Source organism: Pseudomonas sp. TAA207 (assembly GCF_001529285.1).
Lineage (GTDB): Bacteria > Pseudomonadota > Gammaproteobacteria > Pseudomonadales > Pseudomonadaceae > Aquipseudomonas > Aquipseudomonas weihenstephanensis.
In genome coordinates this window covers 284,676-295,983 of the sequence record NZ_LLWJ01000070.1, presented here as the reverse complement: position 1 = coordinate 295,983, position 11,308 = coordinate 284,676, and the positions used below count along the sequence as shown (strand labels likewise).

The 11,308-nt window shown below is 56.0% G+C and carries 13 protein-coding genes; 9 read left to right on the top strand and 4 right to left on the bottom strand.

Annotation, left to right across the window (positions count from 1 at the left end):
- The 3 genes from AP059_RS22825 to AP059_RS18165 all read left to right on the top strand — a co-directional run.
- Positions 1-89: hypothetical protein (locus AP059_RS22825; RefSeq protein ID WP_223817906.1), on the top strand; the 89-nt coding region annotated here is incomplete at its 5' end.
- A gap of 249 nt (positions 90-338) precedes the next feature.
- Positions 339-656 carry a helix-turn-helix domain-containing protein gene (locus AP059_RS18170; RefSeq protein WP_059764764.1) on the top strand — a complete coding sequence of 106 codons (318 nt, stop codon included), beginning with the start codon at positions 339-341 and terminating at the stop codon, positions 654-656.
- A gap of 470 nt (positions 657-1,126) precedes the next feature.
- On the top strand, positions 1,127-2,203 hold the full coding sequence (locus AP059_RS18165) for a diguanylate cyclase (RefSeq protein ID WP_059764762.1): 1,077 nt from the start codon (positions 1,127-1,129) through the stop codon (positions 2,201-2,203).
- A 28-nt stretch (positions 2,204-2,231) separates the two neighbouring features.
- Here AP059_RS18165 and AP059_RS18160 read toward each other — a convergent pair whose 3' ends face one another.
- Positions 2,232-2,558, bottom strand: a complete 327-nt coding sequence (locus AP059_RS18160) for a DUF2025 family protein (protein ID WP_059764759.1) — start codon at positions 2,556-2,558, stop codon at positions 2,232-2,234.
- Positions 2,559-2,789: 231 nt separating this feature from the next.
- On the opposite strand from AP059_RS18160, the gene AP059_RS18155 reads away from it, so the two are divergent.
- The 5 genes from AP059_RS18155 (at position 2,790) to AP059_RS18135 (ending at position 7,245) form a co-directional block, all read left to right on the top strand.
- On the top strand, positions 2,790-3,917 hold the full coding sequence (locus AP059_RS18155) for a glycerophosphodiester phosphodiesterase (protein WP_059764757.1): 1,128 nt from the start codon (positions 2,790-2,792) through the stop codon (positions 3,915-3,917).
- Positions 3,918-4,021: 104 nt separating this feature from the next.
- The gene (locus tag AP059_RS18150) at positions 4,022-4,327 is read left to right on the top strand and encodes a PepSY domain-containing protein (protein WP_059764755.1); all 306 of its coding nucleotides are present in this window, start codon (positions 4,022-4,024) and stop codon (positions 4,325-4,327) included.
- 163 nt (positions 4,328-4,490) lie between these two features.
- Complete coding sequence (locus AP059_RS18145; protein ID WP_059764753.1) at positions 4,491-5,684, top strand: GAF domain-containing sensor histidine kinase; 1,194 nt, start codon at positions 4,491-4,493, stop codon at positions 5,682-5,684.
- 150 nt (positions 5,685-5,834) lie between these two features.
- Complete coding sequence (gene mddA, locus AP059_RS18140; RefSeq protein WP_059764751.1) at positions 5,835-6,626, top strand: methanethiol S-methyltransferase; 792 nt, start codon at positions 5,835-5,837, stop codon at positions 6,624-6,626.
- A 115-nt stretch (positions 6,627-6,741) separates the two neighbouring features.
- Positions 6,742-7,245, top strand: coding sequence for a GNAT family N-acetyltransferase (locus AP059_RS18135; protein ID WP_059764749.1), 504 nt, complete (start codon positions 6,742-6,744; stop codon positions 7,243-7,245).
- 6 nt (positions 7,246-7,251) lie between these two features.
- Here AP059_RS18135 and AP059_RS18130 read toward each other — a convergent pair whose 3' ends face one another.
- Positions 7,252-7,743 carry a GyrI-like domain-containing protein gene (locus AP059_RS18130; RefSeq protein ID WP_059764747.1) on the bottom strand — a complete coding sequence of 164 codons (492 nt, stop codon included), beginning with the start codon at positions 7,741-7,743 and terminating at the stop codon, positions 7,252-7,254.
- Between the two features lie 197 nt (positions 7,744-7,940).
- Between AP059_RS18130 and alaC the strand changes: the two genes are divergently transcribed.
- Positions 7,941-9,149 carry an alanine transaminase gene (gene alaC, locus AP059_RS18125; RefSeq protein ID WP_048363459.1) on the top strand — a complete coding sequence of 403 codons (1,209 nt, stop codon included), beginning with the start codon at positions 7,941-7,943 and terminating at the stop codon, positions 9,147-9,149.
- A 55-nt stretch (positions 9,150-9,204) separates the two neighbouring features.
- Here alaC and AP059_RS18120 read toward each other — a convergent pair whose 3' ends face one another.
- The gene (locus AP059_RS18120; protein WP_059764745.1) at positions 9,205-10,557 is read right to left on the bottom strand and encodes a GntP family permease; all 1,353 of its coding nucleotides are present in this window, start codon (positions 10,555-10,557) and stop codon (positions 9,205-9,207) included.
- Between the two features lie 85 nt (positions 10,558-10,642).
- Positions 10,643-11,176, bottom strand: a complete 534-nt coding sequence (locus tag AP059_RS18115; protein ID WP_048363457.1) for a gluconokinase — start codon at positions 11,174-11,176, stop codon at positions 10,643-10,645.
- Between the last annotated feature and the right edge of the window lie 132 nt (positions 11,177-11,308).

The following is an 11,308-nucleotide window of genomic DNA, read 5'->3' as shown; positions in this document are numbered from 1 at the left end:
GCGAAATCATGGACTTGAAGAAAGAGAAGAACTTCTTCGAGACACGGGTCATTGAATACCAAACGGGCGGCGCACTGAGCTGGGATTGATTCCAGAGGTGATGATTCGCTAATCAAAAAGGCTGCCTGCGGGCGGCCTTTTTGTTGGCCAGCTTTTTTTGCGCAGCGTTTATATCGAAATTTTCGACGTATCACCTCTGCGCCCGGCAGCTGAATGGGTGGGCTGGGAGCGCTGCTGCACGAAGGCACAGATCAAAAAAATGGATTTGATCGCCCTTGAAAACAACTGTATAAAAACACAGTATTTTTTAAGCGACGAATCAACCACGGAGAATCCTCATGCCCAAATCAGCGATGCGCAGTACGCTTGAGCAAGTCATCATTCATCAATTCACCCCGGCCCACTGCACACAAGCCCGTCAAATGCTGGGCTGGAGCTTTGATCAACTCAGCCACGCCTCCAAGGTTTCAGTACCTGCCATTCAACGCTTTGAAGCGGGCGAGCCGATCAGGGATGTAACCCTGCTAGCGCTTGCGCACCGGCTCGAAGCTGAAGGCCTGGTGTTCTTTCCGGGGTTTGCCCCCAGCAGAGGCGGGAACATTCGCGGCACAACACCGGACCCTGTAGGTCGCGAAGATTTCGCCATGATCGAATGAGTGTCAGCCTTTCTCAGCGCACCCGCTCAATACGCCTTGCATCAAACTTCAAACACCACCCCATGTGAGACCGCATCAGGTTAAACGTCCCGCCCCTCTGTGGCGTTGTGATGAGCACGCTGTTGTGCTCGGCCAACGCCACAATGCGATCAAACGGCTCCAGCCGGCCATCGAAGGCCAGCTCTAAAGCGCCATCACCAAACGTGATAATTACGGCCGTTTTAAGAGCGATAGAAGGTCAATCGTCATTTTCCAGTCACGAAATCAAAACAACGGCGCATTAGCGACTCCACCCCCCTCTGTTGATGGGTGCCCAGCAGCTACGCTTGAGCACAATGGCTGCAAATGCTTAAATTTTTGCTGAATATTACACACGTCATAATCGACAATGCCCGCTGAATAAAACAACACACGGCCGTGCCTCAAAACCCGCAGGCATGCACCGAACCCTTCCTTTAATGCAGACCCTTATGGACAATCAACGCGGCAAAGGCCTGTCATTCGCCAGACGTATCTACGTACCGCGCACCGTGGGCCTGGGAATTGGTTGTTTCAGCGTCATGGCGGCTCTCTACCCGCGCGATATGCCCCTCTGGATCTGGGGGCTGTTGCTGTTCAATGGTTTTGTCTGGCCGCACGTGGCCCTCAAAATATCGACCCGCTCGGCTTATCCATTCCAGACCGAACGTCGCAACATGCTCATGGACTCGCTTTTCGGTGGTTTTTGGGCTGCCAGCTTTCAGTTCAACCCGCTGCCCACCGTGACGATTCTGTCGATGATGACCATGAATAATGTCGCCGCGGGCGGGCAAAAGATGCTGCTTCGCGGAGCGTTGGCACAAATAGCCGGTGTGCTGATCGCGTGGACGTTACTGGGCATCGACTTCACCCCGCACACAACTCCTCTGCAAATCTACGCCTGCTTGCCCATGCTGGCGCTCTACCCATTCGCAGTGGGCATGGTGTGCTATCGACTGGCCATCAAACTGGCAGAACACAAACGCACACTGCGCGCGTTAAGCCGCACTGACAGCCTGACGGGCCTGCTCAACCACGGTTCATGGAAAGACCTGCTGCAACTAAGCTTCCACCAGTGTCAGCAAACAGGCGCAACAGCAACCTTGGCACTGATTGATATCGACCACTTCAAACGTATCAATGACACCTACGGCCATATCGTGGGCGACAGCGTACTGCGCAAACTCAGCAAACAGCTTAAAGACAACCTGCGCGCTGAAGACTTGGCCGGACGTTATGGCGGCGATGAGTTTTGTGTGATTGTGCCCAATCGCTCCCTGGAGCAAACGCAAGACATCATGGAACGCCTGCGTCAGGTCTTTAGCCAAGTGCTGGATGGCGATGAACCCGGCTTGCAGGTCAGCCTCAGCATCGGGCTGGCCTCGTACCGCCCCGACTTCGATGATGCTTCACAGTGGCTTAACGAAGCGGACAAGGCGCTGTACATCGCGAAAAATACCGGGCGCAACAAAATCAGCGTTGCCGCGGCCGACCTGCTTCCAGGCTCGGCCTTAAGTAACCCCGGCTAAGACACCCGAACGTCATGCATAAGGCGTCTTAGCTGTTGACGCAACGTCGGACGGCGCAGATTTCGGGCAACTCCCCGCGACTCATGTAAACGCGCAAAGGCTCGGTGATGTTCAAACGGTCATCGATATTTTGATCCAGCAATAACTGAATCAACGCCCGTTTAAGGGTCATGGTGTCGCCATCGCTTGCCTGCCAGACAAACTCGCACGTGGGCGTGATGTTGTCGTCGGCGACGTCCATACCGAAAGAATCTTCACTGAAGCGGACAATGTGCTGGCCTGTCTTACGATTGAAACCAACAAAGCCGTTAAGTAGATCAGCGGCCTGACAGATGAGTTCTGAAGTGATGCGCATGGTAAACCCCACTAACGAGCCGGCAAGGCTCAAAGGACGATGGTTTACACACAAGGTTGAAGGCTGTTCCCTCTGCTGGGGACGCTCTAGAGCGCAAGAATACTGCGCCCAGGCCTAAAAAGCGCAGCAAATTAAACACGACGCACGTTTATGTCGGGTTCTCGATAGCCGCAATGGCTGACAGTTGTTAAAAAGACGTCCTTATTTTTCTGATCGAAAGGAATTCATCCCATGCCTGATATTTTTGGCAAAAGCGCCCTGCTCCTCAGCTTGTTACTGAGCACGAGTGGCGCACATGCCGCCAGCGCGTCGGACTCCGCACAAACGGTTCTGGCCAATGCTCATGGCATCCCGCACCCGGCGGTGATTGCCCACCGCGGTGCCTCTTTCGATGCCCCTGAATCAACAGCTGCGTCTTACACTCTGGCTCGCGACCTGGGCGCTGATTATCTGGAAATGGACTTGCAGCGCAGTAAAGACGGCGTGCTGTTTGCCTTGCATGACAACAGCCTGCTGCGCACCACAGACGTGGCTAAAAAATTCCCGGCGCGCAAAGACAGCCCGGCCAACGCCTTCACTATGGCGGAATTGAAAACCCTGGATGCCGGCAGCTGGTTCAATGAAGCCTACCCACAGCGCGCACGTCCTTCCTACAAAGGGCTGCAAATCCTCACGCTGGACGAAATCATTGATATCGCCCAAGCCAGCCCGCAGCACAAACCGGGCCTGTACATTGAAACCAAAGAGCCCAAGCAATTCCCGGGGCTTGAGCACGACCTGAAAAACAACCTGAGCAAACGTGGCTGGCTGCAACCTGCCACCGTCACCACTGGCGAACCGCAAGTAGGCCAGGGCAAAGGCCGAGTCGTGCTGCAAACCTTTGAAAAAAGCAGCCTGGAATTGCTGCAAAAAGAAATGCCCGACACACCTAAAATCCTCCTGCTGTGGGTCGGCGAAGGCGGCATGACCCCCAACAGCCAAGTGAGCTTCGCCGATTCGGGCGAGAAGGACAAAGCCGCTTACTACGCCAAACAGCAACCCAAAGACCACGCCGAGTTCCTGCAATGGCTGGACTTTGCCAAAGCCCACGGCGCAATGGGTACAGGGCCGTCAGCCGCACTGACACACGGCGGCGACCAAAGTTACTTCGACCTCGTGCAGCCCTGGATGAACAAGGCCACTCACGACAAAGGCATGCTGGTGCACGTATACACCATCGACGAGCCGGTGGACTTCACGAAAGTCATGGCGGCCGGGGTAGACGGCATCTTCACCAACCGCGCCTCTGAACTACTCAAGTACTACCAGCGCCCTGCACCTTTCACCGTCAATCAGCTCCTGGAAAAGAACGGCTACTGAGCGATTACACGTCTGTTTAAGCGTGAGGCCGAAAATTAAGCGTGAATTAAGTTGTAATGGTTAATCTGGCCCCACTTAAACAGCTCACCCCAGAGGAATTAATCATGAAAGCACTTAACGTATTGTTCGCTGCCACTGCTTTGACACTGACTGCCGGTCTGGCTCAAGCCGATGTTCGCCCGGACCATATTCAAGGCTTGCTGAACTCGGGTGAAATCACCTCGTTTGAAAAGCTCAACCAAGCGGCCCTGGACAAACATCCCGGCGCCACAATTCAAGACACTGAGCTGGATCACAAACTGGGCAAACTGGTTTATGAAGTTGAGCTGACCGATGCCAAAGGTGTTCAGTGGGATGTAGAGCTGGATGCTAAAACTGGCGCAGTATTGCAAGACAAACAAGACACCTGAGTTGTAACGCACCTCTAAAAGCCGCGCCCTTTATCAGACAGGGCGCGGCTTTTTTGTGCGTGCTACCGGTCTGGGGAATTCAACAATTTGTATACGGTTATGTACCACGCAGAGGGGTTCTCGCTAGAATTGCACCCATACCGACCACCCGAGACCCCGATCCATGACGCAAGGCGTAGAAACTGACATCGCGACGATCAATCGCATCAGTGCAGTTCCAGCTATTTTGCAAGTCATCAGCGAAATGACCGGGATGCGTTTTGCCGCAGTCGCGCGCGTCACGCCCACCAGTTGGACAGCGTGCGCAGTGCTGGACAATTTGGGGTTTGGACTCAAGCCAGGCGGCGAGCTGGATCTGGTCAGCACCTTGTGCTTTGAAACCTTGGGCTCGCATCAGCCGATCATCATCGACAACGTGAGTGAAGACCCGCTCTACCACGACCATCACACGCCAAAAATCTATCATTTCGAAAGCTACATCACGATCCCGGTGTTTCGCACCGACGGCAGTTTTTTCGGCACTATTTGTGCGCTCGATCCCGAGCCGGCCCAACTCAAAAGCAGCACCATCCAAACCACGATGGAGTCCTTTGCCCGCTTGCTGTCGCTGCAACTGGACGCCGAAGAAAACTTGCAACGCACTGAAACCGCCTTACTGCTGGAACGTGAAACCGCCGAGCTGCGCGAACAATTCATTGCCGTATTGGGCCACGACCTGCGTAACCCGCTGTTCGCCATCACCACCGCCTCGCAGCGGTTATTGCGTAAACACCCCAACCCGGACACTGAAACGCTGGTGCAGCACATATTCAGCTGTGGGCAGCGCGCTTCGCGACTGGTCGAAGACGTGCTGGACTTTGCTCGCGGGCGTTTGGGCGCCGGTATTCCGCTGACGCGGCACGCCGCCTGCGATCTGGACAAGGTGTTCACGCATGTGATCAGCGAAGTCCAACATGTACACCCCGAGCGCGTGATCAATGCGCAGATAGGGGTACTAAACGACGTCTATTGCGACAGCGGGCGGCTTGCGCAGCTGCTCTCCAACCTGCTCGCCAATGCCATTGCCCACGGTGCAAAAACCGGCGCGGTTGACGTCCAGGTGCAAGTGATCGAACAGGTATTCAGCCTCACCGTCACCAACCAGGGCCAAGCCATCCCTCTTAAGGTGCAGGCTCAGCTGTTCCAGCCCTACTCACGGCCCGCCAATGACACGCCGCAAGCCGGACTGGGGCTGGGTCTCTACATTGCCAGCCAGATTGCCAAGTCCCACGGCGGCAACATTGAAGTGGCCTCGTGCGAACAGCACGGCACCGTGTTTACCTTTCGCATGCCCATGCCCCAAGAGCATCAGATCTGACGCCAAACGTCGTCTCTCTCACCTCCTGATGTATGAAGCACGACATTTTTTCGAACTGACCATCGGCAATGGCCGCTCACTCTTTGTGGGCTAATGTGAGTATTGAAAGCGCTAACATTGCGACTTTGCCATGTTCGAAAGGAGTCGATCATGCACACCAAAACGCACCTTAAACCTGCCACTACCCGCCTGCCCGGCAAACTCGCCTGTTTGGCGTACAGCGTGCTTTGTTACCTCTTCTTTTTGCTGGTGTTTGCGTACCTCATAGGCTTTGTCGGCACTATCGGCGTTCCCAAAGGGATTGATACAGGCATCAGCCCGCTGCCTTGGGCGTGGGCTGCGTTCGTCGATGTGCTGCTCATTAGCCTGTTTGCCGTGCAACACAGCGGCATGGCCCGCAGGTCTTTCAAGGCGTGGCTGCTCAATTACGTGCCAGCGCCGATTGAACGCGCCACGTATGTCCTCTTGAGCAGCCTCGTGTTGGTACTGATGTTCTGGCTATGGCAGCCCATTGGCACCACCGTCTGGAATGTTGAGTCGCCCATCGGCCGAACAGCGCTGACAGGGGTGTATTGGCTGGGATGGGGAATGATTTTGCTGGCTACTTTCCTGATCAGCCACTTTGAATTATTCGGCCTCAAACAAGCGCTGGAACCTATCAGACCAGGCAAACCGGGCAACCACTCATTCAGAACCCCGCTGCTCTATAGATTCGTACGCCACCCCATGTACCTCGGGTTTCTGCTGGCCTTCTGGGCAACCCCGCACATGACTGTCGGGCATTTGGTGTTCGCACTGATGAGCACGCTGTACATCATCATCGGCACGCAGTTTGAAGAGAAGGATTTGGTCGCAGTGTTTGGTGACCACTACCGCCATTACCAAAAACGGGTCGGCATGCTGGTGCCTTTTATCGGACGCAAAAAAGAACCGCGCAAATGAGCACGCGAAAACGATGTATTTGACGCAAGGATGAGTAGAAACTGGCGCACTGCTTCAGGGTTGCAGGCACAGATTGCCTGCGAACCCTCCGATCGCGCCACGACAGACACTCCACATGCTCTATCGCCTTTGTACTTATCACGACCTGACGCCTGGCCAAAACCGGCAACTGCGTGACCTTCAGGTTCATCCTGAGCAGATCGCCTTTTGTGGCGACATTGAGTCGGCACTCTATTCCCTGCCCGCTCAACCAGTTGCCGGGGTAAAAGGCTTCGTCATGCTCAGCGATGAAGTGCCCGTGGCATTTTTGCTGCTAAAGCGTGAGCCGCTGTTGGCACACTGGGCTGAACCTCAAAGCGCCACATTGCATGCCTTGCAGGTCGACAAGCGCGTTCAGGGCCAAGGCGTAGGCAAGCAGTGCTTGCAGTTGCTCGCGCAACAACTCAACCAGCACTGGCCTGACATTCATCAAATCATGCTCTCGGTCAGCCCCTTCAACGCCTCTGCCCTGGCGTTTTACCTGAGCCAGGGCTGGGTTGAGAGTGGCGAAGCGTATCGAGGCGAACGCCGCTTGATACGGTCGTTGGCGTGCTCACAGCCCGCGCGACACGCCTGCTGAGTCACCCTACCGCGGCTTTTTAATCGGCAACCAAATCTCCAGCACACCTGTGCCGGTGCCTGGATTAAAGTCGGCGCTGTAGCGCTCGAACTCCGGAGCATCGGCCGCGCTGTAGCCTGAGGCTGGCAGCCACTGCTGCCAAATGGCTTGAAAGGTTTGGCTCAAACTGGCCAGCGCGCCACGATGTTCAAAAATCGCGTACTCCTGAGGTTGCAGCTCCACCCAGCGAAAACGCTCGGGCAAGTCGTCCAGCTTGCTGATGGCCACCCCGGCGATATATTCGAAACCACCCTGACCATCCGGGTTGCAACACACACCGTAGGTTTCTTCACCCTCCTGGTTCGCGATACCGCCCATGTCGCGGATAAACCGTTCCCACAGTTCAGGGATGTTGCCTGAGGTGTCCTGGTTAAAACGGCCGCCTAAACCTGCGATCAATTGAAATTGACCCTTGGCAAAACGGGGTGCTGTCAGGGTGAAAGTCTGTGCTTCGTTCATGGCGCGTGCTCGTCAAGTCAGTAGGCAACGTCGCGATGCAGTATAGGAACAAATACAAAACCAGCCTGTTTTGCCCAAAAATAGCGACTAACTGTAACTGGACACACCGCCCTCATCGCCCGTATTGTTTCGCCCAGACCACCGCAGTGGTCAACGTCGCTCGGACGGTTCCGGGCGCTTACGTTCCAGAGGCATACATGGCAGACCAAGGTTCGCCGCGCCGCTTTGCGCGCATAGATCGACTCCCCCCTTATGTTTTCAACATCACCGCCGAGCTGAAAATGGCCGCGCGGCGTCGTGGCGAAGACATCATCGACTTCAGCATGGGCAACCCTGACGGCCCGACACCCCCGCATATTGTCGAAAAACTGTGCACCGTCGCACAGCGTGAAGACACCCACGGCTACTCCACTTCACGCGGTATCCCGCGCCTGCGGCGGGCAATTTCTCGTTGGTACGCTGATCGCTACAACGTCGAAATCGACCCCGAAGAAGAAGCCATCGTTACCATCGGCTCCAAAGAAGGCTTGGCGCACTTGATGCTCGCCACCCTGGATCAGGGCGACACGGTGCTGGTGCCCAACCCCAGCTACCCGATTCATATCTACGGTGCCGTGATTGCCGGTGCTCAAGTACGCTCAGTGCCGTTGATTCCCGGCGTGGACTTTTTTGCAGAACTGGAAAAAGCCATCCGCGGGTCAATTCCCAAGCCAAAAATGATGATTTTGGGCTTTCCGTCCAATCCGACGGCGCAATGCGTTGAGCTGGATTTCTTCGAGCGCGTGGTGGCGCTGGCCAAACAGTACGACGTGCTGGTGGTACACGATTTGGCATACGCCGACATCGTCTACGACGGCTGGAAAGCGCCTTCGATCATGCAAGTGCCGGGGGCCAAAGACATCGCCGTGGAGTTTTTCACCCTGTCCAAAAGCTACAACATGGCTGGCTGGCGCATTGGCTTTATGGTGGGCAATCCCGAATTGGTCAACGCGCTGGCACGGATCAAGAGCTACCACGACTACGGCACCTTCACGCCCCTGCAAGTGGCGGCCATTGCCGCTCTTGAAGGCGATCAGCAGTGCGTAAAAGACATTGCAGAGCAGTACCGTCAACGCCGTAACGTCTTGGTCAAAGGCTTGCATGAACTGGGCTGGATGGTCGAGAACCCGAAGGCTTCGATGTATGTGTGGGCGAAAATCCCTGAAGCGTACGCCCACTTGGGGTCGCTGGAATTTGCCAAAAAACTGCTGGCCGACGCCAAAGTCTGTGTGTCACCGGGCGTTGGCTTTGGTGAATACGGCGACGACCATGTGCGCTTTGCCCTGATCGAAAATCAGGACCGCATCCGACAGGCCCTGCGCGGCATTCGCGCCATGTTCCGCGCAGATGGCTTGAACGCCAGTTAAAACACCTCATCCATCGGTGGGGGCGAGTTAGCTCACGCCCACCGATGGGTGTGGTTTAGACCACCAACGACAGCAGCAAGATAAAGATCAAACCGACGACCGACAGGATGGTTTCCATCGCAGTCCAGGTTTTGAACGTTTCGGCCACGGTCATGTTGAAGTACTGCTTGACCAGCCAGAAACCGGCGTCGTTGACGTGGGACAGGATCAACGAACCCGCACCGGTCGCCAGCACCAGCAACTCGCGATTCACGCCCGGAATCAAGTCCACCACCGGCAACACAATCCCCGCCCCGGTAATCGTTGCAACGGTCGCAGAACCGGTGGCGATACGAATCACTGCCGCCACCAGCCACGCCAACAGAATCGGCGAAATCTGCGCGTTGACCGCCATATGCCCGATCACGTCACCCACACCACTGGCCACCAGCATTTGCTTGAAGCCACCACCGGCACCGATGATCAGAATGATCGCCGCCGTAGGCGCCAGGCTGGCGTCGAGCAGTTTAAGGATGCGTTTGGAGTCGATGCCCTGACGCGTACCAAAGGTGTACAGCGACAACAACAGCGCCAACAACAGGGCGGTGATCGGGTGACCGATCATGTCCATCCAGCCGCGGAAGAAGTTGCCATCCGGCAGCGCCACATCGGCAAAGGTCTTGAGCAGCATCAGGAACACCGGCAACAGCACAGTGGCCAAGGTGATGCCAAAACTCGGCAAACTGCTGGATTCCGGCTCACTGGCCAGTTGGTCTACCAGCTCCTGCGACGGGTTGCCGGGGATGTATTTGGAGATAAAGGTGCCGTAAATCGGCCCTGCAATAATCGCTGTCGGCAGCGCCACGATCAGACCATACAGAATGGTTTTGCCAATATCGGCACCAAACACGCCAATCGCCAGCAGCGGGCCAGGGTGCGGCGGCACCAGACCGTGAACGGCGGACAAACCGGCCAGTAACGGAATGCCGATTTTAATCAGCGACACACCTGTACGACGCGCCACGATGAACACCAGCGGGATCAGCAACACAAAACCGATCTCGAAAAACAGCGGGATGCCCACCAGGAACGCCGCGAACATCATCGCCCACTGCACGCGTTCTTTACCGAATGCCCGAATCAACGTGCGGGCAATTTGATCCGCACCGCCGGAGTCGGCCATCATTTTGCCAAGCATGGTGCCCAGCGCCAGGATGATGCCGACAAAGCCCAACACCCCGCCAAAACCGTCCTGAAACGATTTGATGATCTTGTCAGTCGGCATGCCCGAGGTCAGCCCCAGGAAAGCCGAGGCAATGATCAGTGCGATAAACGGATGCAACTTGAAACGGGTGATCAGCACGATCAGCCCGATGATGGTCACCACTGCGTCAATCAGCAGAAAGGTATTTTGCGACATGCCTAGCATGGGGCGTCTCCTGGCTTGTTTTTGTTATGACATGCGAATGTGCAGCCGAGGCTGGTGCGGATAGCGCTATCTGTTTCAAGAAAAATCATGAGGTTGCCAGCAAAGAATGAGCGTGCCACCAATCGCGGGCCTGGTTGGCCAACTGCTGGATGTCATGGGTTGCCGCATCGAGCGTCAGCACCAACGCTTCCGCTTCGGGTGATTCAAGGGCCGCGAACTGGCTGTCGATCAGCGTTTTAGGCATAAAGTGCCCTGGACGATGCGCCACACGGTCAGCGGCCACCTCAGGCGTTAACTCAAGAAACACGAAGCCTAGACCGTCGACCGCACTGCGCAAGCGCTCGCGATAGCGCAACTTGAGGGCTGAGCAGGTCAATACCGGTCGTTGACCCCGCTCAACGGCAAGCCGCAATTCGTTAGCCAGGCTGTCTAACCAGCCAGCACGGTCGTCATCGGTCAGGGGAATACCGGCGCTCATCTTGGCGATATTAGCCGCGGGGTGAAACGCGTCGCCCTCAATCGGGGTCGCGCCATTGAGCTGGCACAACGCCTGGCTCACGCTGGATTTGCCGCAGCCGGCAACACCCATGATGACCAGGGCAGTGATAGGTTGACTCATGAAACACCTCAGTCCGTAGACAGCGCTGTCTTTGTCGATGCGTTCACTCGGTGAAAGCAAAGCACAAAGCCGGAGCTACCGACGTCTATTTCTCATTTTTGTGGGGAGACGCGGTGACGCTCTCGACATACA

What these genes read in the sequence shown, in the direction of transcription:
- AP059_RS18170 (WP_059764764.1), top strand. Translation starts at nt 339, where the DNA reads ATGCCCAAATCAGCGATGCGCAGTACGCTTGAGCAAGTCATCATTCAT.
- AP059_RS18165 (WP_059764762.1), top strand. Translation starts at nt 1,127, where the DNA reads ATGGACAATCAACGCGGCAAAGGCCTGTCATTCGCCAGACGTATCTAC.
- AP059_RS18160 (WP_059764759.1), bottom strand. Translation starts at nt 2,558, where the DNA reads ATGCGCATCACTTCAGAACTCATCTGTCAGGCCGCTGATCTACTTAAC.
- AP059_RS18155 (WP_059764757.1), top strand. Translation starts at nt 2,790, where the DNA reads ATGCCTGATATTTTTGGCAAAAGCGCCCTGCTCCTCAGCTTGTTACTG.
- AP059_RS18150 (WP_059764755.1), top strand. Translation starts at nt 4,022, where the DNA reads ATGAAAGCACTTAACGTATTGTTCGCTGCCACTGCTTTGACACTGACT.
- AP059_RS18145 (WP_059764753.1), top strand. Translation starts at nt 4,491, where the DNA reads ATGACGCAAGGCGTAGAAACTGACATCGCGACGATCAATCGCATCAGT.
- mddA (WP_059764751.1), top strand. Translation starts at nt 5,835, where the DNA reads ATGCACACCAAAACGCACCTTAAACCTGCCACTACCCGCCTGCCCGGC.
- AP059_RS18135 (WP_059764749.1), top strand. Translation starts at nt 6,742, where the DNA reads ATGCTCTATCGCCTTTGTACTTATCACGACCTGACGCCTGGCCAAAAC.
- AP059_RS18130 (WP_059764747.1), bottom strand. Translation starts at nt 7,743, where the DNA reads ATGAACGAAGCACAGACTTTCACCCTGACAGCACCCCGTTTTGCCAAG.
- alaC (WP_048363459.1), top strand. Translation starts at nt 7,941, where the DNA reads ATGGCAGACCAAGGTTCGCCGCGCCGCTTTGCGCGCATAGATCGACTC.
- AP059_RS18120 (WP_059764745.1), bottom strand. Translation starts at nt 10,557, where the DNA reads ATGCTAGGCATGTCGCAAAATACCTTTCTGCTGATTGACGCAGTGGTG.
- AP059_RS18115 (WP_048363457.1), bottom strand. Translation starts at nt 11,176, where the DNA reads ATGAGTCAACCTATCACTGCCCTGGTCATCATGGGTGTTGCCGGCTGC.